Origin of the sequence: Streptomyces physcomitrii (assembly GCF_012273655.1) — a bacterium.
In the GTDB taxonomy this organism is placed as follows: Bacteria; Actinomycetota; Actinomycetes; order Streptomycetales; family Streptomycetaceae; genus Streptomyces; species Streptomyces physcomitrii.
This window is the reverse complement of record NZ_JAAWWP010000001.1, coordinates 435,170-459,264: the sequence shown is the minus strand read 5'-3', so window position 1 is coordinate 459,264 and position 24,095 is coordinate 435,170. Positions and strand designations below refer to the sequence as shown.

Here is a 24,095-nt window from a genome sequence, read left to right as displayed (position 1 = left end):
GTAACTTGCATTTATTAGCGTCTCTAACTTAATGTGTGTATAGACCAACCATCACGGCCCGTCCGAGACGGAGGAGCAGCAGACATGAGCAGCACCGGAGGTCCCGCGGAAGGGGATCCGTTCGAGGCGGGGGCGGGCGGCATCCTGCGCCAGCCGAAGGCGGTCTGGGCCACCGCGGGCGCGGCGGTCGTCGCCTTCATGGGCATCGGCCTCGTCGACCCGATCCTCCCCTCGATCGCCCAGGGGCTTGAGGCCACACCCGGCGAGGTGTCCCTCCTGTTCACCTCGTACTTCCTGATCACCGCGGTGGCCATGCTGGTGACCGGCTTCGTCTCCAGCCGGATCGGCGGCAGGAAGACCCTGCTCGCGGGGCTCGCCCTGGTGGTGGTCTTCGCCGCGCTCGCCGGGACCTCCGGCAGCGTGGACCAGCTCGTCGGCTTCCGGGCCGGCTGGGGGCTCGGCAACGCCCTCTTCGTCTCGACCTCACTGGCCGTGATCGTGGGGGCCGCGGCCGGCGGCAGCGCCGCGGCGATCCTGCTCTACGAGTCGGCGCTCGGCCTCGGCATGGCCTGCGGCCCGCTGCTCGGCGCCGTGCTCGGCAACGCCAGCTGGCGCTACCCCTTCTTCGGCACCGCGGCGCTGATGGCCCTCGGCTTCCTCGCCATCACCGTCCTGCTCAAGGAGCAGCCGAAGCCCGCGCGGAAGACCTCGCTCCTGGACCCGCTCAAGGCGCTCGGCCACGGGGGTCTCGCCTCCGCGGCGGCCTCGGCGTTCTTCTACAACTACACCTTCTTCACCGTCCTGGCCTTCACGCCCTTCGTCCTGGACATGACCCCGTACAAGTCCGGCGCGGTCTTTTTCGCCTGGGGTGTGCTGCTCGCGGTGTTCTCGGTGCTGGTCGCCCCGCGGCTGCAGCAGCGGCTGGGCTCGCTGAAGGTGCTGGCCGGTTCGCTGGTGCTGCTCGGCGCGGACGTACTGCTCATCGGCTACGGGAACCACGCCGCCGCCATCGCCGGGACCATCGCCTCCGGCGCCTTCATCGGCGTCAACAACACCGTCTACACGGAGCTGGCCCTCGGCGTCTCCGACGCCCCGCGGCCGGTGGCCAGCGCCGGGTACAACTTCGTGCGCTGGTTCGCCGCCGCGGCGGCCCCCTACTTCGCGCCGAAGATCGAGGAGTGGAGCGACGCGCGGATGCCCTTCGTGGTCGCGGCCGTGACGGCGGTGCTCGGCGCCGCGGTGGTCGCGGTGCGCAGGAAGTCGCTCACCCACCAGGCCGAGGAGCTGGAGCCCCGGCACGCCGCCGAGGACGGGGTCTCGGTGTTCGCGGGCTGAGCGAGCGGCCCGGCGCCCTCAGGACCGGGCGGCTCAGTCCAGCGGTACGGACCTGCGCAGCGGATCGCGCAGGTCCGTACCGTGCTGCAGCCAGCGCTCCTCCAGGGCGGCGGCGCCGTGCACCCGCTTGAAGGCGGCCTCGTTCGCGGTCAGCGGCAGCACCGGCAGGATCCGCACCGGCTCCATGCCCTCGGCCACCGGCTCCACGTCCTCGACGAGTCCGCCGGGCTCGCCCACCAGGACCGAGGTGAAGGGCGCCCCGGGCCACAGCTCCTCGCCCACGTCGAGGGAGGCGCCGGGGGCCACCACCAGCCCCTCCACCTGGGGCGAGGCGGCGAGCACCGCCAGCGGGCGGAGCACCTTGTCGGTGTCGGCGCGGCCGGCGCGCAGGGAGAGGACCAGTTCCGCGCGGGGGCCCGCGACCGGGTCGGCGAGGCTGGCGGAGGGGTCGGTCATGGGCTGTGCCGACATGCCCAGGGTGGCGTAGCGCACCAGGCCGCCGTCCCGCGGGTCGGTGAAGCGCAGCACCTCGATGCGGTCGGTGCCGAGGAAGGTGACCGCGGCGCGGGCGTCCGGCTCGCCGAGCGCGGTGTGCAGCCGGGCCTCGACCAGGGCAAGTACGTCAGACATGCGGCGAGCCTAGAGGGTGGACCCGGGGCGCGCGGTGGCGGGCGGGCGGCGGACCGGAGCACCCGTACGGCGGCCGTCGCGCGCAAAGAGAGCGTCAAGAACCGTGCGTCCGGGGGGCGCGGACGCCCGGGGAGCCCGCCGCGGAGGCGTATGCAAAGGGCAAAGGCGGGCCTTGACACTTCCGCCGGCTGCTAGTCTTGACGCGCCGTCGGGGCAGCACGGCAGAGGGCTCCCACCCACTGCCGAGCGAGCCGCGGAGTCGCTTCCGCGCGGACCCCGACCAGACTTCCCCCACGGGGGACCGGCCGGAGGAGGTGGGACTGCAGTGGATCGAAGTCGACCTGCCAGTACCGACCCGCTCTTCCCGCCGCACGGCAAGTAGCTCCCGAGAGCCACCGCCCGCGCGCCGACGCCACGGGCTCCCTCGCCCTTCTCCGGCGTGCGACGGAAGAGCAGTTCGTCCCGCCTGATCACCCGCACCATCCCGTGTGCAACCAGCGCAGCCGCCACCGCGACGATGCGGTGCTCCCCGCTTTGTGGACGTAGCAAACCCTCCCCGCACGAGGGGTCGGAGATCTTCGCAGGACGTCCTCATTCCGGGTGGTTCCGCCCCTCGGGGCCCTGTCGGCAACGCTTCAGCGAAGGAGCCTGCCCATGTCGATGATCCGTGACCTCCGCGCTGCCGTACGCCCCGCCGCCCGCAAGGACGGCACCCCGTCCGGGGGCTACGACACCACCCGCGACCCCGCCACCCCCTCGGCCGTGGTCGACTGCGCGGTCTACCGCGACGGGCGGCGCGTCACCGGCAGCGAGGGGCTCTCGCCGCAGGAGGCGATGCTCCAGGTACGCGGCCAGGGAGGCTTCGCCTGGATCGGCCTGCACGAGCCCACCGAGGCCGAATTCGCCGGTATCGCCGCCGAGTTCGGGCTGCACCCGCTCGCCGTGGAGGACGCCGTCCACGCCCACCAGCGGCCGAAGCTGGAGCGCTACGACGACACCCTGTTCACCGTCTTCAAGACCATCCACTACGTCGAGCACGCCGAACTCACCGCCTCCAGCGAGATCGTGGCCACCGGCGAGGTCATGTGCTTCACCGGACGGGACTTCTTCCTCACCGTCCGGCACGGCGGCCAGGGCTCGCTGCGCGCCCTGCGCCACCGCCTCCAGGACGACCCCGAACTCCTCGCCAAGGGCCCCTCCTCGGTGCTGCACGCCATCGCCGACCATGTCGTGGACGGCTATCTGGCGGTGGCCGACGCGATGCAGGACGACATCGACGAGGTGGAGACCGAGGTCTTCTCCGCGCCCGGCAAGGGCACCTCGCGCGGTGTGGACGCCGGGCGGATCTACCAACTCAAGCGCGAGGTACTGGAGTTCAAGCGGGCCGTGGCCCCGCTCGCGCGCCCCATGCAGCTGCTGAGCGAGCGGCCGATGCGGCTGGTGGACCCGGCGATCCAGAAGTACTTCCGGGACGTCGCCGACCACCTCGCCCGCGTACAGGAGCAGGTGACCGGCTTCGACGAGCTGCTCAACTCGATCCTCCAGGCCAACCTCGCGCAGGCCTCCGTCGCGCAGAACGAGGACATGCGCAAGATCACCTCCTGGGCGGCGATCATCGCGGTGCCCACCATGGTCTGCGGGGTCTACGGCATGAACTTCGACCACATGCCGGAACTGCGCTGGCGCTACGGCTATCCGACCGTGGCCCTGGTCACGGTCGCCATCTGCTTCGCCATCCACCGCACCCTCAAGCGCAACGGCTGGCTGTGAGCCGCCGGGGCGCGGACCCCGAGGCCGGTCCGCTGTCGGGCCCGGCGGGCGGCTCACTACCCTGTCCCCATGACACGTGAGCTGCTCGGCCGCGCCCTCGTCGAGGAGGCCACCAAGAAGTCCGGCCTGATCTGGGTACGCGGCACAGGCCCCGCCCGGGGCCTGTGGCACGTCTGGCACGAGGGCGCCGCCCTCCTGGTCGGCGACGGACCCGGCGAGCAGCCGCTGCCCGGGCTCACCGACGGCGGCACCGCCACCGTCACCGTGCGCAGCAAGGACAAGGGCGGGCGCCTGGTCGGCTGGCAGGCCCGGGTGGTGGAGCTGGCCCCGGGCAGCGAGCGGTGGGAGGCCGCGGTCGGCGAGCTGAAGGGCAAGCGGCTCAACGCGCCCGACGGCGAGGCGATGCCCGAGCGCTGGGCCCGCGAGTGCCGCGTCCTGCGCCTGGAACCGGCCGAACTCCCCGCCGAGCCGCCCGCGTTGCCCGACGGCAGCCTCGCCGCCGCTCCCCTGCCGACCACCGCGACCACCCGCCGCCCGATCCCGAAGGCACTGCCGCGGCTGCTGCTGCGGGGGCGCAAGAAGCGCGGCTAGCGGGTCTCCAGGAGCGCCGAGAAGCGGCTCGGCAGGCCGGGCCGGGGGCCCGACCACCGTCCCCGGCTCAGGAGTTCGGCAGCTTCGCGCCGTAGTCCACCCGGTCGTCCGCGGACGGCTCGGCGAGGCGGAACTCCTTGTTCCACTCGGCGAGGCGGACGGTGCCCGCGTTCCCGGCCCGCTCCAGCTCCAGCGGATAGGGCCGGCCCTCCAGGCTGACGTCGAGGATGCCGCCCGCGCCGCCGTCCCCGGTGAGCTCGACGGTGCGCACCCCGGAGTTGCGGGCCCGCTTCCCCTTGTCGAGCTTGCCGTGCAGGGTGAGCACCCCGTCCAGCAGCGTCTTCTTGTCGGTGAAGCCGCTGAGCCGGTCGTAGGCGGGGTCGTCCGTCGGCACCCGTACGTACATGCCGCTGAGCTTGCGCGCCGCCGCCGAGTCGTTCTTGCCGTCGCCGCGCCAGAACTGCGCGTCCGCCTTCAGATACATCCGCTCGCCGACCCGCAGCAGCCGGAAGGTGCGGCCCTTGGTGCTCACCTCGCCGGTGCCGCCGTTGTTCTTCAGCCGCATGTCGAGCTTGTACGAGGCGCCCTTGCTGACCAGCGTCCCGGAGATGTGCACCGCCCCGGCCGCGTTCGCCGCCGCCTTGTACTTGCGCTGGATCTCCGGCGCCGCCAGTTTGCCGACGCCGTTGGTCCCCGCGTCCGGGTCGTCCGCGCCGCAGGCGACGAGCGTGCCCCCGGCGACCGCGAGCCCGAGACCCGCGCACAGGGCGAGGGCCGGGGTGGCTCGGCTGCTGCGGCGCGGGGGGAAGGGGCTCACTGGTGGCGCTGCCTCTCGTCGAGCGGGACGTACGGTGGCGCGGGCAGCAGGCGGCGGCCGGAACGGAGCCGTGCCGTCCGCTGCGCGCGGCGCTACGGCAGCGTACCGGTGCGCCGCGCGGGCGGTGTCAGGAGTCCTTGTGGACCGCCCGCCAAGGCGGGTGCGACCGCCACGGACTAGCCTGAACTACGCGAACAGCCCAGCGGGCTGCGCGGACGGCACGCGAGGGCGTGCGGTACACCAGGGCGAAGGAGGCGCGGGACATGGCGGCGAGCGCGCCCAGGGTCTTCGTCTCGCATCTCGCGGGCACCGCCGTCTTCGACCCCAACGGCGACCAGGTCGGCCGGGTCCGCGACCTGGTGGCGATGCTGCGCATCCAGGGCGCCCGCACCGGCCCGGACGGCCGCGCCCTCGCTTCCGCCGGACGCCCGCCCCGGCTGCTCGGCCTTGTCGTGGAGCTGGCCACCCGGCGCCGCATCTTCCTGCCCATGACCCGGGTGACCGGCATCGAGTCCGGCCAGGTCATCACCACCGGGGTGCTCAACGTCCAGCGCTTCGAGCAGCGGCCGACCGAGCGGCTCGTCCTCGGCGAACTCCTCGACCGCCGGGTGCGGCTGGTGGAGACCGGCGAGGAGGTCACCGTCCTGGACATCTCGGTGCAGCAGCTGCCGGCCCGCCGGGACTGGGAGATCGACCGGGTCTTCGTCCGCAAGGGCAAGACCGGGACCTTCCGGCGCAGCAAGGGCGAGGCGCTCACCGTCGAGTGGTCGGCGGTGACCGGCTTCGCCCTGGAGGAGCACGGCCAGGGCGCCGAGAGCCTGCTCGCCACCTTCGAGCAGCTGCGCCCCGCCGACCTCGCCAACGTCCTGCACCACCTCTCCCCCAAGCGCCGGGCCGAGGTCGCCGCCGCCCTCGACGACGAGCGGCTCGCGGACGTCCTGGAGGAGCTGCCCGAGGACGACCAGATCGAGATCCTCGGCAAGCTCAAGGAGGAGCGGGCCGCGGACGTCCTGGAGGCGATGGACCCCGACGACGCCGCCGACCTGCTCGGCGAGCTGCCCGAGGAGGACAAGGAGCGCCTGCTCGCCCTGATGCGGCCCGGGGAGGCGGCCGACGTCCGCCGCCTGATGGCCTACGAGGAGCGGACCGCGGGCGGGCTGATGACCACCGAGCCGGTGGTGCTGCGCCCGGACGCCACGGTCGCCGACGCGCTGGCCCGGGTGCGCAACCAGGACCTGTCCCCCGCGCTCGCCGCGCAGGTCTACGTCTGCCGCCCGCCGGACGAGACGCCGACCGGCAAGTTCCTGGGCACCGTGCACTTCCAGCGGCTCCTGCGCGACCCCCCGTACACGCTGGTCAGCTCGCTGATCGACGAGGACCTGCTCTCGCTCTCGCCGGAGACGCCGCTGCCCGCGGTCGCCGGGTTCTTCGCCACCTACGACATGGTGGCCGCCCCGGTGGTCGACGAGAGCGGCTCGCTGCTCGGCACCGTCACGGTGGACGACGTACTGGACCATCTGCTGCCCGGGGACTGGCGCGAGTCGGACTTCGTGACGGAGGAGCCCTTCGAGGAGCTGGACGGGGTGCGCGGTGGTCGCTGAACAGCGCGAGGTGCGGACGGAGAGCGCCCGCGGGCGCATCCGCCTGGACCAGCCGCGGGCCCCGCGCCGCAGGCTGCTGCCGGACTACGACCCGGAGGCCTTCGGGCGGCTCTCCGAGCGCATCGCGCGCTTCCTGGGCACCGGCCGCTTCATCGTCTGGATGACCTTCGTCATCATCGCCTGGGTGGTGTGGAACGTCTCGGCGCCGGAGCGGCTGCGCTTCGACCAGTACCCGTTCATCTTCCTGACGCTGATGCTCTCCCTGCAGGCCTCCTACGCGGCCCCGCTGATCCTGCTGGCGCAGAACCGGCAGGACGACCGGGACCGGGTCAACCTGGAGCAGGACCGCAAGCAGAACGAACGCTCCATCGCGGACACCGAGTACCTCAGCCGGGAGGTGGCGGCGCTGCGGATGGGACTCGGCGAGGTCGCCACCCGGGACTGGATCCGCAACGAGCTGGAGGACCTGGTCAAGCAGCTGGCGCGGGAGCTGGACGAGCAGCGCCACGTATTCCCTCCGGAGGGTGAGGGCGGACGTGATGTAGACGACCGCGCAGGGCCTTTCCGGGGGAGCCGCGAAGGCCCGTAAACTCGGGTTCATGGCTACGGAAGACGCGGTGCGTGAAGCACTGGCGACAGTGAACGACCCGGAGATCCAGCGGCCCATCACCGAGCTGGGGATGGTCAAGTCGGTGGAGATCGGCGCGGACGGCGCTGTCGCGGTCGCCGTGTATCTGACGGTCTCGGGCTGCCCGATGCGCGAGACCATCATCAAGAACGTCACCGACGCGGTCTCCGCGGTCGAGGGCGTCAGCCGGGTCGACGTCTCGCTGGACGTGATGAGCGACGAGCAGCGCAAGGAGCTGGCCTCCGCGCTGCGCGGCGGGCAGGCCGAGCGGGAGGTGCCCTTCGCCAAGCCCGGCTCGCTGACCCGGGTCTACGCCGTGGCCTCCGGCAAGGGCGGCGTCGGCAAGTCCTCGGTGACGGTGAACCTCGCCGCGGCGATGGCCGCGGACGGGCTGAAGGTCGGCGTGGTCGACGCCGACATCTACGGGCACAGCGTGCCGCGCATGCTCGGCGCGGACGGCCGCCCCACCCAGGTCGAGAACATGATCATGCCGCCCTCGGCGAACGGCGTGAAGGTCATCTCGATCGGCATGTTCACCCCGGGCAACGCCCCCGTCGTCTGGCGCGGCCCGATGCTGCACCGCGCCCTCCAGCAGTTCCTCGCGGACGTCTTCTGGGGCGACCTCGACGTCCTCCTGCTCGACCTGCCGCCCGGCACCGGCGACATCGCCATCTCGGTCGCCCAGCTGGTCCCGAACGCCGAGATCCTGGTGGTCACCACCCCGCAGCAGGCCGCGGCCGAGGTCGCGGAGCGGGCCGGGGCGATCGCCGTGCAGACCCACCAGAAGATCGTCGGCGTGGTCGAGAACATGTCCGGGCTGCCCTGTCCGCACTGCGACGAGATGGTCGACATCTTCGGCACCGGCGGCGGCCAGCTGGTCGCGGACGGCCTCACCAGGACCACCGGCGCCACCGTGCCGGTCCTCGGCTCGATCCCGATCGACGTCCGCCTGCGCGAGGGCGGCGACAACGGCAAGCCGGTCGTGCTGAGCGACCCGGACTCCCCGGCGGGCGCGGCCCTGCGCGGCATCGCGGGCAAGCTCGGCGGCCGCCAGCGCGGACTGTCGGGGATGTCGCTGGGACTCACCCCGCGCAACAAGTTCTGACGCCGGTTCCGGCTGCGGCCCACCTACGGCGAAGGGGCGGCTCCCATGGGGCCGCCCCTTCGTCGTGCGCGGGTGCGCGGGGCCCCGCGCACCCGGCCGAGCGGACTCAGTCCTCCGCGTACTCCGTCAGGTCCTTGATCACGCAGAAGCCGAGGCCGTAGGCGCTCAGTCCGCGGCCGTAGGCGCCGAGGTGGGTGCCGGTGGGCGTGGAGCCCGCGAGGATCCAGCCGTACTCCGTCTCGCGGTAGTGGAAGGGCGAGGGGACGCCGTCCACCGGCAGCGAGAGCTCGGACCAGTCCGGTGCCGCCAGGTCGTCGGCGAGGGCCCAGGCGGCCTCGGCCTGCTGGTCCAGCCAGTCGTCGCGCAGGCTGTGGTCCATCCGCTCCGGCCAGGTCACGCCGAGCAGCCCGACCCCGGCCAGCCAGGCGGCCGAGGAGACCGAGGTGGCCTCCAGGGTGCCGGTGCCGTCCGGGCTCTTGCGTACGGGGCTGGCGCCGACCGTGACGACCACGGCGAACCGCTCCCGCTCCCCGCCCCCGCGGCCCTCGGCACGCACCCAGGAGGGGTCGCCGTGCCCGGTGGCCCCGTGCTCGACGCTGCCGTCCGCGGCGGTGCCGACCTGCATCAGGCGCCGCGGCCCCGTGAACGCCTCGTCGAGGCCGTACCAGGGGAACGGCGCGAGAAGGTAGCTGTCGAGGGTCCGCAGGGCAGCGGGATTGCGTCTGCCGCCCTCGGGGGCCTCGGCCCGCGTGCTCACCTGCTTCGTGGACTCCATGCCCGGACGCCTCCTCGCTTCTCGTGGCCGTGCACCGGGCCCGCCCCCCTCGGGCGTTCTGAGCGTCCGGTCCACGCACAACTAGGCAGGATAGCCACACGGCATCCGGGAGCCGGGAAATCGCCCCCGCTGTGGGCCGCCCGGGCTACGCGGCCGCACGGACGGCCGCCGGACGCCAGAAGCGGCCGCGCAGCAGGTCAGCGCGGGGATCCGGAGGGCGGGCGGCGGGCTCAGGTGGCGTCGGTGTCGAAGGGCGGGCGGTCGTCGGATCCGGACGCCTCGTCCTTCTTCGTCATGTCGATCCGGCCACCGGAGCCCTTGGGACCCGGGGATTCACCGCCCGGGCTGTTCACCGAGTCGGCGACCTCGGCCATCTCCTTCTTCAGGTCGAAGCCGTTGCGGATCTCCTTGAGTCCCAGCTCATCGCTGTCCAGCTGCTTGCGCAGGAAGGTCTTCGGGTTCAGGTCCTCGAACTCGAAGTCCTTGAAATCCGGCCCGAGTTCGGTGCGGATGTCGTTCTTGGCGCTGTCCGAGAACTCGCGCACCTTGCGTATGAAACGCGACACATCCTGGATCAGCCTGGGCAGCTTGTCCGGACCGAACACGAGCACGGCGAGGACCACGAGCGTGACCAGCTCCAGAGGTCCCAGATCATTGAACATCCTGCGCTCCTTGCGATGCCCTTCGCCCGCCGCTGCCTTCCGTGGTCCGGGCCCGCTCCACGGTACCCGGCCCCCCGGTCAGTTCGGTACTGCCCGCGGAGCCCAGTTCGGTACGGTCCCGACTCCCCGGCGGCCAGGGGCAGGTCCCCGGGGCCACCGCGGGCCGCCCCCCGGGCCTTCGCAGCCGGCCGCCGCCCGGCCCGCGCGCGGCGGCTGCCGCACCGGGCGGGCGCGCGCCGCCGGGGGCGCTCACTCGCCGCCCGCGGAGCCGAGCACGAGCGAGACCTCGCGCTCCTTGCCGTCCCGCTCCACCGTCAACTTCAGGCGGTCGCCCGGCCGGTGGGCACGCACCTTCACGATGAGCGCCTCCCCGGAGTCGACCGACTGCCCGTCCACCGCGGTGATCAGGTCCCCGGAGCGGATGCCCGCCTTGTCGCCGGGCCCGCCGCGGGTGACCGCCGGTCCGCCCTCGGCGCCCTTGGCCGCGACCCGGGCGCCGTCGCCCGCGTACTCCATGTCGAGGGTGACCCCGATCACCGGGTGGGTGGCCTTGCCGGTGTTGATGAGTTCCTCGGCGACCCGCTTGCCCTGGTTGACCGGGATGGCGAAGCCGAGCCCGATCGAGCCCGACTGGCCCTCCCCGCCGGGGCCGCTGCCGCCGTCCGCGGACCGGATCGCGCTGTTGATGCCGATCACCCGGCCCCCGGAGTCGACCAGCGGCCCGCCGGAGTTGCCGGGGTTGATGGGGGCGTCGGTCTGCAGGGCGTCCACATAGCTGACGTCGGTGCCGTCGCCCTTCTCGCCGCCCGCCGTGATGGGCCGCTCCTTGGCGCTGATGATGCCCGAGGTGACCGTGTTGGCCAGGTCGAAGGGGGCGCCGATGGCCACCACCGGATCGCCGACCTGCACCCCGTCGGAGTTGCCGAGCGGCAGCGGCTTCAGCCCGCGTACGCCGCTGACCTTCACCACCGCGAGGTCGTAGCCGCTGTCCCGGCCGACGACCTTGGCCCGGGCCGACTGCCCGCCGCTGAAGGTCACCGTGATCTCGCCGCCCGAACCGGCGGGCTCCACCACATGGTTGTTGGTCAGGATGTGGCCGCGGCCGTCGAGCACGAAGCCGGTGCCGGTACCGGAGGCGTCGGAGCCGCTGACGTGCAGGGTGACGACCCCGGGCAGCGCCTTCGCCGCGATGCCCGCCACCGAGCCCGGCGACCTGTCCTTCGGCCCCTCCCCGGACTGGCTCAGCTCCACACCGCCGCCGACCCCGCCGTTGCGCTCCAGATACGTGCCCATCGCGCCGCCGACCCCGCCGGACACCAGCGCGATCACCACCGCGCCGAGCACCAGCCCGCGCCGCCTGCGCTTCCTGCGCCCCTCGGCGGTCTCGGCGGCGGCCCCGGTCTGCTGCAGCGGCGCGGCCCAGGGGTCGTACTGCTGCCAGTGCCCCCCGTGCTGCTGCGACTGACCGGCGGGCCCGGCGTACAGGGCGGAACCGGTGGGCGGGGCGGCCTGCTGGGGGTGTGCGGACGTCTGGTGAGGGTGCGCCGGGGGTATCTGCTGGGTCGGCTCGGCGTGGGGGGCCGGGGTGGCGTACGGGGGTGGGGTGCCCTGGGTCGGGACGCCGTGGGGCGGGGTGGCTTGCGCCGGGACGCCGTGGGGCGGAGTTCCCTGGGTCGGGATGCCGTGGGCCGGGGTGCCTTGCGTCGGAACGCCGTGGGCCGGAGTTCCCTGCGCCGGGATGCCGTGGGCCGGGGTCCCCTGGGCTCCCGGGGGTATCGGGGTGCCGTGGCCCGGGGTCGCGCCGGGAGGCGGAGTCGCGCCGGGCGGAGGGTTGCCGTGGCTCGCCGTCGCGCCCGGCAGGGGGGTGCCGAGGCCGTCGGTGCGGTGGCCCGGCTGCTCGGGGAGCACCGTGCCGTGGGCCGGGGTGGCCCGGGGGTGCTGCACCGGGGGCGCGGGGGCCCAGGGGCCGGGCTCGCCGTAGGGCGGGGTGCTGTACGGGTCGGGGTCGTGCAGGGGGCGGGGGCGGTCGGCGGGGACCGCGTCCTGGGGTTCCTCGGCGGCGGGGGGCCGCACCTCGCCGGTGCCGGAGTCCCCGGCGGCGGGAGGCGTGGTTCCGGGGGGCTCGGTGCCGGGAGGCGCGGTGCCGGGGCCCGTCGCCGTGGTGCCGGGCCCCGCCGGGTCGCTCGCCGTGGAGTCCGTACCCGGGGCCGTGACCGGCCCGGGACGGCTCCACCATGCCGCCTTGGTCGGCCTCTGCTCGTCCATCGTCTCCCCAACAGCCGACTCGGGCCCGGCCCGCGGACGACCGCGGCGCCCGCCGCACCTATGCCTTACCGATGCCGCGCTCCGGCTGCTTCCCGGGCGCGACCCGCCCGGGAATTCAACCAGGTTCGCCCGCTGCCGTGCAGGGGCCCCGGTCAGCGCAGCGGCGAGGAGGTGGGCGAGGACGAGGGCGAGGGCTCCGTCAGCGCCGTGGCCGATTCGCTGGGAGCCGCGAGCAGCGGGGCCAGCAGGGCGGCCCGGGGCGCGTTGGCGGAGCGCAGGAAGGGGTGCGGGTCCGCGGTGATCCCGGCAAGGAGCGGGGAGAGCGGGCGCCGGCTCGCGGCGGCCGCGGGCTCCGGGGCCGGTGGACGCACCCCGACGGCGAGCAGCGGGGTGAGCGCCTGACCGGCGCCGAGGACCTCGGCGGGGGCGGCCGACGTATGCCCGTTCTGGTACTCCTGGCGGTGTCCGCGGCCCTCCTGCGCGACGACCTCGGTGGCGCGCCTGCGGCTGGTGTCGGCGCTCGCCCCGGCCCCGGCGCCCTGGGTGCGCTGCGGGGTCGCATTGCTGCCGGAGCCGCGGACCTCGCCGCCGCCGGCGCCGCCGGTGCCCGCGGAGCTGGCCGAGACACCGCCGAGGGCGATGGCGGCCAGCGAGACCGCCCCGGCCGCGGCGAAGGCGAACCGGCGCCCGCGGCCCCCCAGGGGCGCCGCGCGCTCGGCCTCGGCGCGGCCCATCGGGTGGATGCGGAAGCCGCGGTCGGCGGGCGGCAGGACACCGTGGCCCTGGGTGGGCGCGTAGGCGAAGGGCTCCGGGTGCAGCGGGAAGACCCCGCCGGCGAAGCCGTCACGGGGGGTGTCGTCGCCGCCCGCGGGCAGGCCCTGCAGTCTGGCGAGGAAGCTCTCGGTGGGCGGGGGCGGGGCGGCCTGGGCGAAGGCCTTCTTCAGGCGCCGCTGGGCGTCCGCCTCCGCCTTGCATTTGGTACAGGTCGCCAGGTGCGCCAGCACGCGCTCGCGGGCGTCATGGTCCAACTCGCCGTCGATCAGGGCGGCGAGCCGGTCTCCGAGGTGCTGCTCGGCCGGGGTGGGACGTGATCCACTCACGCGGGCGTGCCCCCTCCTCCCAGCGCGGGCACCGGGCTCGGTGCCACCGCGCGACGCTCCGCGCGCGCCTCGGGAGAGCGGTGCTGGAGCGCCTTGCGCAGCTGCGAACGGCCGCGGTGGATACGGCTGCGCACGGTGCCGAGCTTCACGCCGAGGGTGGCCGCGATCTCCTCGTACGACAGGCCCTCGATGTCGCACAGGACCACGGCCGCGCGGAACTCCGGGGCGAGGGTGTCGAGCGCCTGCTGGACGTCGGCGTCGAAGTGGGTGTCGTTGAAGACCTGCTGCGGGGAGGGCTCGCGGCTGGGCAGGCGCTCCGCGGCCTCGTCGCCGAGGGCGTCGAAGCGGATGCGCTGCTTGCGCCGGACCATGTCCAGGAAGAGGTTGGTGGTGATGCGGTGCAGCCAGCCCTCGAAGGTGCCCGGGGTGTACGTCGACAGGGAGCGGAAGACCCGGACGAAGACCTCCTGGGTGAGGTCCTCGGCGTCGTGCTGGTTGCCGGTGAGGCGGTAGGCGAGACGGTAGACGCGGCCGCTGTGCGTGCTGACGATCTCCTCCCAGCTGGGCGGGGTCCACGTCTCGGCGTCGGCGGAGAAACCCGCGGTCTGGGCGGTGTCGGTGGTCTGGGCACCCCCCGTGCGCGAGAGGCCGTGCGAGATGGATCGGTCAGCGGTGTCGGTCACAGATCTCGGCTCTCCCGCGGATCCGAGCAAGCGCCTCAGCACTCCCCTTCGATCCCCGGGCTCAGCCGCACCTCCCCTGTCGGCTCTGGTGGTGTCCAGCGGAGCCCCTACCATAGCCACCTCGCCCGTTAGCTCCGGGTAAGTGTCCTTACGCGGAGTGCGGCCCCGGCGCGGTGCCAGGATCCGCACGTGTTGTCCGGCCTGATGCATCTGTCCCCCGGCCACTCGGCGACTTCTTTCCCCTCTCCCTCCAAACGCCCGGTCCCATCTGCGGGTTCCCGCCTCCAACGGATACAGTCACGCGCAGGCACGTACCCAGCAATCACCCGAGAACGCACCGCGACCGAGCTGCGGCCAACAGGGACAGGAGAGGGTCATTACCGGCAACCGGCAGACGAGCTGGGCCTTCGCCGACGCCTTCTCGGCCGAGGAGGACGCGCTCCGCTGGGCCCGCGACCGGTCGCGGGAGGCCGGGCTGCGCCCGGTGTCCCCGGGCACCGGCGCCGCGCTGCGGATGCTGGCGGCCACCGCGGCGGCCAAGGCCGTCGTCGAGATCGGCACCGGTACCGGCGTCTCCGGGATCCATCTGCTGCACGGCATGCGCCCCGACGGGGTGCTGACCACCGTGGACACCGAGCCCGAGCGGCAGCAGTTCGCGCGGCAGGCCTTCCGGGCGGCGGGCTTCGCCAGCAACCGGGCCCGGATGATCCCCGGCCGGGCCCTGGACGTCCTGCCCCGGCTCACCGACAGCGGGTACGACCTGGTCTTCTGCGATGCCGACCGGACCGAGTACCTCGACTGCCTGGACGAATCGTTGCGCCTGCTGCGGCCCGGTGGGCTGGTCTGCTTCGAGGGCGTCTTCGCCGACGGCCGCACCGTGGGCTCGGGCCCCCAGCCCGCCGAGGTGCTCCGCATCCGCGAACTCGCCCGCACCGTACGGGAGAGCCAGGATCTCGTCCCCGCGCTGCTGCCGGTGGGCGACGGTCTGCTCTGCGCGGTCCGGCGCTGAGGCCTCGCCCCGACGCGGGCCTCCGGATTCCGCTTCCGCGGCGTCCGGAGGCCCGGAGGGGACAGAGCGCTGCCCCCGGCGCCTGCGGGCGGCCGGGGGCAGTCAGTCAGGGGGCTCTCGCGTCAGCCGACGACCTTCTTCAGGGCGTCGCCCAGTGCGTCGGCCTCGTCCGGGGTCAGCTCGACGACGAGCCGGCCGCCGCCTTCGAGCGGAACGCGCATGACGATGCCCCGCCCCTCCTTGGTCACCTCGAGCGGGCCGTCACCCGTCCGCGGCTTCATGGCCGCCATGCTCGTTCCCCTTCCTGAAACCAGCTCATCGTCAGCCGAGGGCCCCGTGGAGAGGCGCGCTTCTCCGGCGTCGAACACATTGCTTCCCAGCCATTATCCCGCATGCCAGGACCCGATGACCAACATCGGTCGGCATCGCTTGTGCAACGCGCGCGAGCAAAACCACTCAATTCGCCGAGGGGACTGCCATACTCCGGGCCCCCGCACCCGACGGCGCCCTCCCCCGCGGGCGGAATTCTTTGACACAGGTCACATGTCGGGCCGCAGCCGGGCGTCGGCGATCTCCGACATGCTGTCCGTGGACAGAGACCGACCCGCACTCCGGAGGGGATCCCCACCATGGCCGACACCGTGCTCTACGAGGTGAGCGACGGGCTCGCGACGATCACGCTGAACCGCCCCGAGGCGATGAACGCGCTGAACACCGAGCTGAAGGTCGCCCTCCGGGAGGCGGCGCGGGAGGCGGCCGGCGACACCGCGGTGCGCGCCGTGCTCCTGACCGCGGCGGGCGACCGCGCCTTCTGCGTGGGCCAGGACCTCAAGGAGCATGTGGGCACCCTCTTCGAGGCGCGCGAGTCGGGGGCGGTCGACGGGGTCATGTCGACCGTCAAGGAGCACTACAACCCGATCACCCGGGCGCTCGCCGGGATGCCCAAGCCGCTGGTCGCCGCCGTCAACGGGGTGGCCGCGGGCGCCGGTTTCGGCTTCGCGCTCGCCGCCGACTACCGGATCGTCGCGGACAGCGCGAAGTTCAACACCTCCTTCGCGGGCGTCGCCCTGACCGCCGACTCGGGCCTGTCCTGGACCCTGCCCCGGCTGATCGGCCAGAGCCGCGCCTCGGACCTGCTGCTCTTCCCGCGCAACATCGGCGCCCAGGAGGCCTGCGAGCTGGGCATCGCGAACCGGGTCGTCCCGGCCGCCGACCTCGCCGAGGAGGCCAGGACCCTCGCCCGCACCCTGGCCGAGGGCCCGACCGTCGCCTACGCCGCGCTCAAGGAGTCCGTCGCCTACGCCGCCTCGCACACCCTGGAGGAGGCGCTGGAGAAGGAGGACGAGCTGCAGACCCGGGCCGGGTCCTCCGAGGACCACATGATCGCGGTGCGGTCCTTCCTCGACAAGGAGAAGCCCCGCTACCTCGGGCGGTAGGGCGCGTCTTTCGAAGTCCCGCGCACGGTCCGGGGCGCCGGTGTCAGGGCCCGGCCGCGCCCCGGGCCACGCAGTCCGCGAGGTGGTCGTCGACGAGTCCGCAGGCCTGCATCAGGGCGTAGGCGGTGGTCGGTCCGACGAAGCGCAGCCCGCGCTTCTTCAGGGCCTTGGACAGGGCCGTCGACTCCTCGGTGATCGCGGGGACCTCGCCGAGGGTGCGCGGGGCGGGCCGCGGGCCGCCGGGGGCGTGCGACCAGATCAGCGCGTCCAGCTCGCCCGCGGGCCAGTCGGCGAGCACCCGGGCGTTGGCGAGGGTGGCGTCGATCTTGGCGCGGTTGCGGATGATCCCGGGGTCGGCGAGCAGCCGCTCCCGGTCGGCCCCGGTGAACTCCGCGACCGTGGCGATCTTGAACTCCGCGAAGGCCGCCCGGAATCCGGGGCGGCGGCGCAGGATGGTGATCCAGGACAGGCCCGACTGGAAGGCCTCCAGGCAGAGGCGTTCGTAGAGGGCGTCGTCCCCGTGGACCGGGCGCCCCCACTCCTCGTCGTGGTAGGCCACGTACTCCTCGGCCGAGAGCGCCCACGGGCAGCGCAGCCCGCCGTCCGCACCGGCCACCGCCGCACCGCTCATCGCGCGGCACCTCCCTCGTCCGTACCGGTTTCGTCCTGTCCGCCGCCCACAGGGCCGCTCTGCTCTTCCCCGCCGGGGCCGCGGTCCTCCGCGGCGCAGGAGCCGCCCTGGTCCCGCGGGACGTCGCCGGGGCGGTCGGCCCAGGTGGGGACGGGGGCGGGCGGTGCCGCGTGGGCGCCGTGCGGCGGGGTGCCCGGGCCGAAGGGGTCCTCCTCCGGGAGCCGGCGGGCGAACGGGCGGGGGTCGCCCGGCACTTCGCGGTACGCGCCGCCCGCCACGGCGGGGCCCGGGTGCTCCGCGGCGTGGGCGGACGGATCCGGGAGGTGCGGGCGGCCGTTCTCGCGTATGCCCGCGAGGGCGGCTTCGAGGCGGGCGATGCGCCCGTCCCGCTCGGCGATCTCGGCGCCGAGGCGGTTCAGGGCGCGGTCCACCTCGGCCATGCGGTAGCCGCGGACCACGATCGGGAAGCGCAGGGCCTCGACATCGCCCGCAACCACCCGGCGGTGCCCGGGCAGCGGGTGGGTGAGGGCGTCGGGGGCGGCCTCGGGCAGCGGGCCGTCCTCGCCGCGGCCCACCACGGCGAGCGTCACGGCGGCGACCACCACGACGAGCGCCGCGACGAGGAAGAGGAACATGACCATTGCTGAGGGCCCCCACGTTCGACTGACCGGGCGTGCGTCACCGGTCGTCCCGCCCACCGCGGGCGGGGAGACCGGCAGGCTCCGATCGTGCCATGCGGCACCGACAGCTAAGGTCGCAGGCGGTCGATCGGCGGCGAACGGCACCCGGCGACGCGGACCCGGCCCGGCAGGCGAGGCCGAGCGGGCCGATCGAGGACGAGGAGTGCACAGGGGATGCTCAGGCTGGGCAGGCGCGAGTTCGGCAGGCACGAGCCGGTGATCATGGCGATCGTCAACCGGACCCCGGACTCCTTCTACGACCAGGGCGCCACCTTCCGCGACGAGGCGGCCCTCGACCGGGTCGGGCAGGCGGTGGCCGAGGGCGCCGCGATCATCGACATCGGCGGGGTGAAGGCGGGCCCCGGCGCCGAGGTGAGCGCCGAGGAGGAGGCCCGCCGCACGGTCGGCTTCGTGGCGGAGGTCCGCAGGCGCCACCCCGAGGTGGTGATCAGCGTCGACACCTGGCGGCACGAGGTGGGCGAGGCGGTCTGCGAGGCGGGCGCCGACCTGCTCAACGACGCCTGGGGCGGCGTCGACCCGAAGCTCGCCGAGGTCGCGGCGCGGCACGGGGCGGGCCTGGTCTGCACCCACGCGGGCGGCGCCGAGCCGCGCACCCGGCCGCACCGGATCGGCTACCAGGACGTGATGGCGGACATCCTGCGGGTGACGGTGGGGCTCGCCGAGCGGGCCGTGGCCCTCGGCGTACCGCGCGAGTCGGTCCTGATCGACCCGGGCCACGACTTCGGCAAGAACACCCGGCACAGCCTGGAGGCCACCCGCCGCCTCGGCGAGATGACCGCGACCGGCTGGCCCGTCCTGGTCTCGCTGTCCAACAAGGACTTCGTCGGCGAGACCCTGGACCGGCCGGTCAAGGAGCGGCTGATCGGCACCCTGGCGACCACCGCCGTCTCCGCCTGGCTCGGCGCGCAGGTCTACCGGGTGCACGAGGTCGCCGAGACCCGGCAGGTCCTCGACATGGTGGCCTCCCTGGCGGGGCACCGGCCGCCCGCGGTGGCCCGGCGGGGCCTGGCCTGAGGCACCGGACAGACCAGGGGGCGCGTACGTCCTGGCGTACGCGCCCCTTTGCTTCCGTCCGCCCCCGGGAGGGCGTCGGCGCTCTTTCGGAGGCTGGGCCCTACAGGCCGGTCTCCTTGGTGACCAGGGCGACCGCCTCGTCGACGTCGTCCGTGACGTGGAAGAGCAGCAGATCGCGCTCGGCCGCCTTGCCCTGGGCGATCACGGTGTCCCGGAGCCAGTCGATCAGACCGCCCCAGTACGCCGTGCCGAAGAGGACGATCGGGAACTGGGTGACCTTGCGGGTCTGCACCAGGGTGAGCGCCTCGAAGAACTCGTCCAGGGTGCCGAGCCCGCCGGGCAGCACCACGAAGCCCTGGGCGTACTTCACGAACATCGTCTTGCGGACGAAGAAGTACCGGAAGTTGACGCCGATGTCGACGTGCGGGTTGAGGCCCTGCTCGAAGGGCAGCTCGATGCCGAGGCCGACCGAGACCCCGCCCGCCTCCCGGGCGCCCTTGTTCGCCGCCTCCATGGCGCCGGGGCCGCCCCCGGTGATCACCGCGAACCCGGCCTGCACCAGCGCCTTGCCGAGCTGCACCCCCGCCTCGTAGTCGGGGCTGTCCACCGGGGTCCGGGCGGAGCCGAACACGCTGATGGCGGGGGGCAGTTCGGCGAGCGCGCCGAAGCCGTCGACGAACTCCGACTGGATGCGCAGCACCCGCCAGGGGTCGGTGTGCACCCAGTCCGAGTCGCCGGTGGTGTCGAGCAGGCGCTGATCCGTGGTGCCCGGCTGGATCTGCTGACGGCGCCGCACCACCGGCCCGAGCCGCCGCTCCTCGGGCGGTCCCTGTGGTTCACGACTCTCCATGAAGATCCCCTTCCGCTGGCCCTTGCCCCTTCAGCCTAGGACGGCCGGGGTTGCGGTACGGGTAACACGGCATGACAGCGGTGGCCGGCCCTGCTCCTCCGCCGGCTCAGGCCCTGGTCAGGCGGTCAGCCAGGCCTGCAGTTTCTCCTCGCCCGCGAGGATCTTCGCCGTCTCGACGCGCTCGTCCCGCTTGTGCGCCAGATGCGGGTTGCCCGGGCCGAAGTTGACCGCGGGCACGCCGAGCGCGCTGAACCGGGAGACGTCGGTCCAGCCGTACTTGGGCTGCGGGGTCCCGCCGACGGCCTCGGTGAAGGCGGCCGCCGCCGGGTGGGAGAGCCCGGGCAGCGCGGCCCCGCTGTGGTCGGTCACCACGAAGTCGGTCACCCCGCAGTCCGCGAAGACCTCCCGTACGTGGGCGAGCGCCTCGGCCTCGGTGCGGTCGGGCGCGTACCGGAAGTTGACGGTGACCGTGCAGGCGTCCGGGATGACGTTGCCGGCCACGCCGCCTGAGATGCCGACCGCGTTGAGGCCCTCGCGGTATTCGAGGCCGTCGATCAGCGGGTGGCGGGGCCGGTAGGCGGCGAGCCGCGCCAGGATCGGGGCGGCGGCGTGGATGGCGTTGGAGCCCATCCAGCTGCGGGCGGAGTGGGCGCGTTCACCGCTGGTGTGCAGCTGGACGCGCAGGGTGCCCTGGCAGCCGCCCTCGACCTGCCCGTCGGAGGGTTCCAGGAGCACCGCGAAGTCGCCGGCCAGCCAGTCGGGGTGCGCCTCGGCGACGTGCCCGAGCCCGTTGAGGTGGGCCTCGACCTCCTCGTTGTCGTAGAAGACGAAGGTCAGATCGCGGTTGGGTTCCGGCACGGTGGCGGCGATCCGCAGCTGGACGGCGACCCCGGACTTCATGTCGCAGGTGCCGCAGCCCCACAGGACGCCGTCCTCGTCGAGGCGGGAGGGGACGTTCTCCGCGATCGGCACGGTGTCGATGTGGCCCGCGAGGAGGACCCGCTCGGGGCGGCCGAGGAAGGTGCGGGCGACGACGTTGTTGCCGTACCGGTCCACCCGCAGATGCGGCAGGGTGCGCAGGGCCGCCTCCACCGCGTCGGCGAGCGGTTTCTCCGAGCCGCTCTCGGAGGGGAAGTCGACGAGCTGCGCGGTGAGCCGCGCGGCGTCGAGACGGAGGTCGAGTGCGTCTGGTTCCTGGGCCATGCGACCGACCCTAGGGCCCGAGCAGCACCCCCGCGGCCCCGGGTCCGGACGGAAGGGCCCTGTCGGTGCCCTGAAGTACCTTGGTCGGGTGCCCGAGAAGACCGCTCGCCCCTCCCGCGGCCGACTGCTGCGCGCCGGTGCGGCCGTGGTGCTGCTGCTCGCCCTCGCGGGCTACTTCGCGGCGCAGTATCTGACCGGCGGCCGGACCGCGCCCCGCTGCCGGGTGGCCTCGGCGGACGGCGCGGGGTACGAGTTCACCGCCGAGCAGGCCACCAACGCCGCGACCGTCGCCGCGGTGGGCGGCGCCCGCGGGATGCCGGAGCGGGCGGTGACCATCGCGCTCGCCACCGCCCTCCAGGAGTCCGGGCTGCGCAACCTCACCTACGGCGACCGGGATTCGCTGGGCCTCTTCCAGCAGCGCCCCTCGCAGGGCTGGGGCTCGAAGAAGCAGGTCATGGACCCGGTGTACGCGGCCGGGAAGTTCTACCAGCACCTCGCCGAGGTGCCGGACTACGCCGCGCTGCCGCTCACCGTCGCCGCGCAGCGCGTCCAGCGCAGCGGCTTCCCCCAGGCGTACGCGAAGCACGAACCGGACGCCGCCCTGCTCGCCGCGGCGCTGACCGGCCGCACCGCCGGGACCCTCAGCTGCGAGGGCAGGCCCGGCCCCGAGCCAGGGGACCCGGCGAAGGTGCGGGCCGCCCTGGAACGCGACTTCGGGCCCGGCGTGCTCTCCGCGGCGGGGGCCGAGGCCGCCGGCACCCGGGACGGCGAGTCCCCGCGCACGGTGGCCGTCCCGGTGCCCGGCACCGGCGCCGAGTCCCGGGCGGTCGCGGCGGACCGGCGCGGCTGGGCCCTGGCGCACTGGGCGGTGGCCAACTCCTCCGCCCTGCACATCGACAAGGTGAGGTACGCGGGCCGCGAGTGGACCGCCTCGGACGAGGGCCGGAGCCCCTGGCGCAAGGCCGCGGGCGCGGGCGGCCCCGAGGCGGCGGACGGCCGGGCGGGCGCGGACGAGGTGCTGATAGGCGTCACGGAGTAGGGCCGGGGGCGCGGGGTCACGGAGCAGACCCGTCGGGTACGCGGCTGCGGCGCCGGTACCGGGCGTCCGCGCGGGAGTCCGGTAGGCGTCTCCACTGGGCGTACGCGCGGGAATCCGATAGGCGTCTCCACCGGGCGTACGCACGGGAGTCGGGGTCCGCCTCTCGGGTCGACAGGCGTCTGCGCCGGTGGTCCGGCTCGGGCGATCCGCGGTCGTCCGGGCGGGAGTTGGCGCCCGCGCCGGCCTCCGGCCGACGGCTCCGCCCGGTATCCGCGCAGGAGTTCGGGGGGCCACTCCGAGGCGGGAAGCCGGGCGGTGGGGCGCGCGTATTGCCCACTCTTTACGCCGGTGCGCCGCAACCAATCCGGCGTCCGGGTCGGTAAGCACATCAGGCGCCCGCGCCGCTCGCACTCGCTGCCGGGCCGCGGGCGCGGACACCCCGTCCCCGTTCAGCTAGGAGCACCATGTCTCTCCCCCTGACCCGCCGTATCGCCCGCGTCGCGCTGATCGTGGCCGCGGGCGCGGTGCCCGTCGTCGCCGCCGGGAGCGCCGTCGCCGCCGATCAGCCCGCCCAGGGCGGCGTCAGCCGGACCGACAGCGAGGGCCTCGGCGACTCGGTGGACGGCGCGACCAAGCAGGTGGCCGGAGCCGCGGCCCCGGCCGCCGGACAGGTCGCCGAGAAGGTCGCCCCCGGCACCGGCCCCCTGGTCAGCAGCACCGCGAAGACCGCCACCGACAGCACCCTGGGCAAGGGCCTCCCGCTGGGCTGAGCCCGGCCACTGCCACCGGCCGCGCGGCCCGGCCCCGCCCCCGGCCGCCGCCCGGCCGATGGGGCAGATGAACCGCCCCGGCCGGTACGGCAGTTGACCGAGCCGGCACGGGAACTGACCGGGCGAGTACGGCAGTTGACCAGCTCGATACGGAAACTGACCGGGCCCGTACGGCAGTTGACCGGTCGGGTACCGCACACCCCTTCGCCGGTGCGGACGACGCCCGACGCCCAACACACGACGCACAGTGCTCAACGCCCAACACACAGCACCCGACGCCCAACGCACAGCGGCGCGGACCGCCTCTCCGGCAGTCCGCGCCGCTGCGGCATGTGCGGCGTACGCGGCCCTACGTCAGGCGGGCCACCGCCGCGGCGATGCGCTCGTCGCTCGCGGTCAGCGCCACCCGGACGAAGTTCTCGCCCGCGGGGCCGTAGAAGTCGCCGGGGGCGACCAGGATGCCCAGGTCGGCGAGGTGGGAGACGGTGTCCCAGCAGGACTCCCCGCGGCCGGCCCACAGATACAGGCTCGCCTCGCTGTGCTCGATGCGGAAGCCGTGGGCGAGGAGCGCGGTGCGCAGGGCGGTGCGGCGGGTGGCGTACCGGCGGCGCTGCTCCTCGACGTGCTGGTCGTCGCCGAGCGCGGCCACCGCGGCGGCCTGCGTGGTGGCGGGGATCATCATCCCGCCGTGCTTGCGGATCTGGAGCAGGTCCCCGAGCAGGGCGGCGTCGCCGAGCACGAAGGCGGCGCGGTATCCGGCGAGGTTGGAGCGCTTGGAGAGCGAGTGGACGCTGAGCAGTCCCTCGAAGGAGCCGCCGCTGACCTGCGGGTGCAGGACCGAGACGGGCTCGGCCTCCCAGCCGAGTTCGAGGTAGCACTCGTCGCTGACCACGAGGATGCCGTGCGCGCGGGCCCAGGCCACGATGCGGGCCAGCTCCTCCTGGGGGAGCACCTGGCCGGTCGGGTTCGAGGGCGTGTTCAGCCAGAGCAGACGCAGGCCCTCGGGGTCCAGGGCCCTCGGATCGTCGTAGGCCTCGTAGGCGGCACCGGCCAGCCGCGCGCCGACCTCGTACGTCGGGTAGGCAAGGCGCGGATAGGCGACGCGGTCACCGGGGCCGAGCCCGAGCTGAGTGGGCAGCCAGGCGACGAACTCCTTGGAGCCGACCACCGGCAGCACGTTCTCGTGGCCCAGGCCCTCGGCGCCGAGCCGGCGGCCGGCCCAGCCGGTGATCGCGTCCCGCAGGGCGGCCGTGCCCCAGACCGTCGGGTAGCCCGGGGAGTCGGCGGCCTCGGTCAGCGCCCGCTGCACCAGCGCGGGCACCGGGTCGACCGGGGTGCCCACGGACAGGTCCACGATGCCGTCCGGGTGGGCGGCGGCCGTGGCCTTGTAGGGCGCGAGCTTGTCCCAGGGGAAGTCGGGCAGCCGCCCGCGGAGGGTGGCGTAGGGGGCTCGGGAGGCGGACACGGCGCTCACTTTCTT

Annotated in this window: 23 protein-coding genes and 1 pseudogene; 11 read left to right on the top strand and 13 right to left on the bottom strand. The window is 74.1% G+C overall.

The window, feature by feature from the left end:
• Nucleotides 1-84 precede the first annotated feature (84 nt).
• A complete protein-coding gene (locus HFV08_RS01865) occupies nucleotides 85-1,335 on the top strand; it encodes an MFS transporter (protein WP_168535119.1) in 1,251 nt (416 codons plus the stop codon).
• Nucleotides 1,336-1,368: 33 nt separating this feature from the next.
• On the opposite strand, the gene HFV08_RS01860 is transcribed toward HFV08_RS01865, so the two are convergent.
• Entirely contained in the window at nucleotides 1,369-1,965 is a 597-nt protein-coding gene (locus tag HFV08_RS01860) for a suppressor of fused domain protein (protein ID WP_168535117.1), read from the bottom strand.
• Nucleotides 1,966-2,619: 654 nt separating this feature from the next.
• Between HFV08_RS01860 and HFV08_RS01855 the strand changes: the two genes are divergently transcribed.
• The gene (locus HFV08_RS01855) at nucleotides 2,620-3,735 is read left to right on the top strand and encodes a magnesium and cobalt transport protein CorA (protein ID WP_168535115.1); all 1,116 of its coding nucleotides are present in this window, start codon (nucleotides 2,620-2,622) and stop codon (nucleotides 3,733-3,735) included.
• 69 nt (nucleotides 3,736-3,804) lie between these two features.
• On the top strand, nucleotides 3,805-4,326 hold the full coding sequence (locus HFV08_RS01850) for a hypothetical protein (protein ID WP_168535113.1): 522 nt from the start codon (nucleotides 3,805-3,807) through the stop codon (nucleotides 4,324-4,326).
• Between the two features lie 67 nt (nucleotides 4,327-4,393).
• Here HFV08_RS01850 and HFV08_RS01845 read toward each other — a convergent pair whose 3' ends face one another.
• Nucleotides 4,394-5,143, bottom strand: a complete 750-nt coding sequence (locus HFV08_RS01845; protein WP_168535111.1) for a hypothetical protein — start codon at nucleotides 5,141-5,143, stop codon at nucleotides 4,394-4,396.
• A 263-nt stretch (nucleotides 5,144-5,406) separates the two neighbouring features.
• Here HFV08_RS01845 and HFV08_RS01840 point away from each other — a divergent pair, with 263 nt between their 5' ends.
• The 3 genes from HFV08_RS01840 to HFV08_RS01830 are packed head-to-tail and all read left to right on the top strand — an operon-like array spanning nucleotide 5,407 to nucleotide 8,477.
• Nucleotides 5,407-6,744, top strand: a complete 1,338-nt coding sequence (locus HFV08_RS01840) for a magnesium transporter MgtE N-terminal domain-containing protein (protein WP_168535109.1) — start codon at nucleotides 5,407-5,409, stop codon at nucleotides 6,742-6,744.
• Nucleotides 6,734-7,333 carry a DUF1003 domain-containing protein gene (locus tag HFV08_RS01835; protein ID WP_168535107.1) on the top strand — a complete coding sequence of 200 codons (600 nt, stop codon included), beginning with the start codon at nucleotides 6,734-6,736 and terminating at the stop codon, nucleotides 7,331-7,333. The genes HFV08_RS01840 and HFV08_RS01835 overlap by 11 nt, the downstream gene beginning before the upstream one ends.
• Nucleotides 7,334-7,343: 10 nt before the next feature.
• Nucleotides 7,344-8,477: an Mrp/NBP35 family ATP-binding protein gene (locus HFV08_RS01830; protein WP_168535105.1), complete on the top strand. Its 1,134-nt coding sequence runs from the start codon at nucleotides 7,344-7,346 to the stop codon at nucleotides 8,475-8,477.
• Between the two features lie 106 nt (nucleotides 8,478-8,583).
• Here HFV08_RS01830 and HFV08_RS01825 read toward each other — a convergent pair whose 3' ends face one another.
• From HFV08_RS01825 to sigE, 5 genes are all read right to left on the bottom strand, one after another.
• The gene (locus HFV08_RS01825) at nucleotides 8,584-9,252 is read right to left on the bottom strand and encodes a hypothetical protein (protein ID WP_168535103.1); all 669 of its coding nucleotides are present in this window, start codon (nucleotides 9,250-9,252) and stop codon (nucleotides 8,584-8,586) included.
• A 230-nt stretch (nucleotides 9,253-9,482) separates the two neighbouring features.
• The gene (locus HFV08_RS01820) at nucleotides 9,483-9,914 is read right to left on the bottom strand and encodes a sec-independent translocase (protein ID WP_168535101.1); all 432 of its coding nucleotides are present in this window, start codon (nucleotides 9,912-9,914) and stop codon (nucleotides 9,483-9,485) included.
• 249 nt (nucleotides 9,915-10,163) lie between these two features.
• The gene (locus HFV08_RS01815) at nucleotides 10,164-12,179 is read right to left on the bottom strand and encodes a trypsin-like peptidase domain-containing protein (RefSeq protein ID WP_168535099.1); all 2,016 of its coding nucleotides are present in this window, start codon (nucleotides 12,177-12,179) and stop codon (nucleotides 10,164-10,166) included.
• Between the two features lie 152 nt (nucleotides 12,180-12,331).
• Nucleotides 12,332-13,279, bottom strand: a complete 948-nt coding sequence (locus HFV08_RS01810) for an anti-sigma factor family protein (protein ID WP_168535097.1) — start codon at nucleotides 13,277-13,279, stop codon at nucleotides 12,332-12,334.
• Nucleotides 13,276-14,076: an RNA polymerase sigma factor SigE gene (gene sigE, locus HFV08_RS01805; protein ID WP_078844834.1), complete on the bottom strand. Its 801-nt coding sequence runs from the start codon at nucleotides 14,074-14,076 to the stop codon at nucleotides 13,276-13,278. The genes HFV08_RS01810 and sigE overlap by 4 nt, the downstream gene beginning before the upstream one ends.
• A gap of 262 nt (nucleotides 14,077-14,338) precedes the next feature.
• Between sigE and HFV08_RS01800 the strand changes: the two genes are divergently transcribed.
• Nucleotides 14,339-14,971, top strand: a complete 633-nt coding sequence (locus tag HFV08_RS01800) for an O-methyltransferase (RefSeq protein WP_312885335.1) — start codon at nucleotides 14,339-14,341, stop codon at nucleotides 14,969-14,971.
• Nucleotides 14,972-15,093: 122 nt separating this feature from the next.
• Here HFV08_RS01800 and HFV08_RS01795 read toward each other — a convergent pair whose 3' ends face one another.
• Nucleotides 15,094-15,261, bottom strand: coding sequence for a DUF3117 domain-containing protein (locus HFV08_RS01795; protein ID WP_003966491.1), 168 nt, complete (start codon nucleotides 15,259-15,261; stop codon nucleotides 15,094-15,096).
• A gap of 339 nt (nucleotides 15,262-15,600) precedes the next feature.
• Here HFV08_RS01795 and chcB point away from each other — a divergent pair, with 339 nt between their 5' ends.
• Nucleotides 15,601-16,407, top strand: coding sequence for a 2-cyclohexenylcarbonyl CoA isomerase (gene chcB / locus HFV08_RS01790; protein ID WP_168535095.1), 807 nt, complete (start codon nucleotides 15,601-15,603; stop codon nucleotides 16,405-16,407).
• Between the two features lie 43 nt (nucleotides 16,408-16,450).
• Here the strand turns inward: chcB and HFV08_RS01785 are convergent, their stop codons facing one another.
• Nucleotides 16,451-17,038: a DNA-3-methyladenine glycosylase I gene (locus HFV08_RS01785; protein WP_168535093.1), complete on the bottom strand. Its 588-nt coding sequence runs from the start codon at nucleotides 17,036-17,038 to the stop codon at nucleotides 16,451-16,453.
• A gap of 341 nt (nucleotides 17,039-17,379) precedes the next feature.
• Nucleotides 17,380-17,679 (bottom strand): annotated as a pseudogene (locus HFV08_RS31270) (DivIVA domain-containing protein); the annotation flags it as partial.
• Nucleotides 17,680-17,892: 213 nt separating this feature from the next.
• Between HFV08_RS31270 and folP the strand changes: the two are divergent.
• Nucleotides 17,893-18,753: a dihydropteroate synthase gene (gene folP, locus HFV08_RS01775; protein ID WP_168535089.1), complete on the top strand. Its 861-nt coding sequence runs from the start codon at nucleotides 17,893-17,895 to the stop codon at nucleotides 18,751-18,753.
• A gap of 100 nt (nucleotides 18,754-18,853) precedes the next feature.
• Here folP and HFV08_RS01770 read toward each other — a convergent pair whose 3' ends face one another.
• Together HFV08_RS01770 and dapE are read right to left on the bottom strand one after the other, a co-directional pair.
• Entirely contained in the window at nucleotides 18,854-19,603 is a 750-nt protein-coding gene (locus HFV08_RS01770) for an LOG family protein (protein ID WP_168535087.1), read from the bottom strand.
• A 117-nt stretch (nucleotides 19,604-19,720) separates the two neighbouring features.
• Nucleotides 19,721-20,806 (bottom strand): succinyl-diaminopimelate desuccinylase, encoded by a 1,086-nt coding sequence (gene dapE / locus HFV08_RS01765; protein WP_168535085.1) that lies wholly within the window; start codon nucleotides 20,804-20,806, stop codon nucleotides 19,721-19,723.
• 88 nt (nucleotides 20,807-20,894) lie between these two features.
• Between dapE and HFV08_RS01760 the strand changes: the two genes are divergently transcribed.
• Nucleotides 20,895-21,845 carry a heavy metal transporter gene (locus HFV08_RS01760; RefSeq protein WP_168535083.1) on the top strand — a complete coding sequence of 317 codons (951 nt, stop codon included), beginning with the start codon at nucleotides 20,895-20,897 and terminating at the stop codon, nucleotides 21,843-21,845.
• 464 nt (nucleotides 21,846-22,309) lie between these two features.
• Complete coding sequence (locus tag HFV08_RS32255) at nucleotides 22,310-22,615, top strand: hypothetical protein (protein ID WP_052482206.1); 306 nt, start codon at nucleotides 22,310-22,312, stop codon at nucleotides 22,613-22,615.
• Nucleotides 22,616-22,964: 349 nt separating this feature from the next.
• On the opposite strand, the gene dapC is transcribed toward HFV08_RS32255, so the two are convergent.
• A complete protein-coding gene (dapC, locus tag HFV08_RS01750) occupies nucleotides 22,965-24,089 on the bottom strand; it encodes a succinyldiaminopimelate transaminase (protein ID WP_376770544.1) in 1,125 nt (374 codons plus the stop codon).
• Between the last annotated feature and the right edge of the window lie 6 nt (nucleotides 24,090-24,095).

What these genes read in the sequence shown, in the direction of transcription:
- HFV08_RS01815 (WP_168535099.1), bottom strand. Translation starts at nt 12,179, where the DNA reads ATGGACGAGCAGAGGCCGACCAAGGCGGCATGGTGGAGCCGTCCCGGG.
- HFV08_RS01795 (WP_003966491.1), bottom strand. Translation starts at nt 15,261, where the DNA reads ATGGCGGCCATGAAGCCGCGGACGGGTGACGGCCCGCTCGAGGTGACC.
- HFV08_RS01840 (WP_168535109.1), top strand. Translation starts at nt 5,407, where the DNA reads ATGGCGGCGAGCGCGCCCAGGGTCTTCGTCTCGCATCTCGCGGGCACC.
- HFV08_RS01820 (WP_168535101.1), bottom strand. Translation starts at nt 9,914, where the DNA reads ATGTTCAATGATCTGGGACCTCTGGAGCTGGTCACGCTCGTGGTCCTC.
- sigE (WP_078844834.1), bottom strand. Translation starts at nt 14,076, where the DNA reads ATGGTAGGGGCTCCGCTGGACACCACCAGAGCCGACAGGGGAGGTGCG.
- HFV08_RS01785 (WP_168535093.1), bottom strand. Translation starts at nt 17,038, where the DNA reads ATGAGCGGTGCGGCGGTGGCCGGTGCGGACGGCGGGCTGCGCTGCCCG.
- HFV08_RS01850 (WP_168535113.1), top strand. Translation starts at nt 3,805, where the DNA reads ATGACACGTGAGCTGCTCGGCCGCGCCCTCGTCGAGGAGGCCACCAAG.
- HFV08_RS01770 (WP_168535087.1), bottom strand. Translation starts at nt 19,603, where the DNA reads ATGGAGAGTCGTGAACCACAGGGACCGCCCGAGGAGCGGCGGCTCGGG.
- dapE (WP_168535085.1), bottom strand. Translation starts at nt 20,806, where the DNA reads ATGGCCCAGGAACCAGACGCACTCGACCTCCGTCTCGACGCCGCGCGG.
- HFV08_RS01860 (WP_168535117.1), bottom strand. Translation starts at nt 1,965, where the DNA reads ATGTCTGACGTACTTGCCCTGGTCGAGGCCCGGCTGCACACCGCGCTC.
- HFV08_RS01865 (WP_168535119.1), top strand. Translation starts at nt 85, where the DNA reads ATGAGCAGCACCGGAGGTCCCGCGGAAGGGGATCCGTTCGAGGCGGGG.
- HFV08_RS01825 (WP_168535103.1), bottom strand. Translation starts at nt 9,252, where the DNA reads ATGGAGTCCACGAAGCAGGTGAGCACGCGGGCCGAGGCCCCCGAGGGC.
- HFV08_RS32255 (WP_052482206.1), top strand. Translation starts at nt 22,310, where the DNA reads ATGTCTCTCCCCCTGACCCGCCGTATCGCCCGCGTCGCGCTGATCGTG.
- chcB (WP_168535095.1), top strand. Translation starts at nt 15,601, where the DNA reads ATGGCCGACACCGTGCTCTACGAGGTGAGCGACGGGCTCGCGACGATC.
- HFV08_RS01855 (WP_168535115.1), top strand. Translation starts at nt 2,620, where the DNA reads ATGTCGATGATCCGTGACCTCCGCGCTGCCGTACGCCCCGCCGCCCGC.
- HFV08_RS01830 (WP_168535105.1), top strand. Translation starts at nt 7,344, where the DNA reads ATGGCTACGGAAGACGCGGTGCGTGAAGCACTGGCGACAGTGAACGAC.
- folP (WP_168535089.1), top strand. Translation starts at nt 17,893, where the DNA reads ATGCTCAGGCTGGGCAGGCGCGAGTTCGGCAGGCACGAGCCGGTGATC.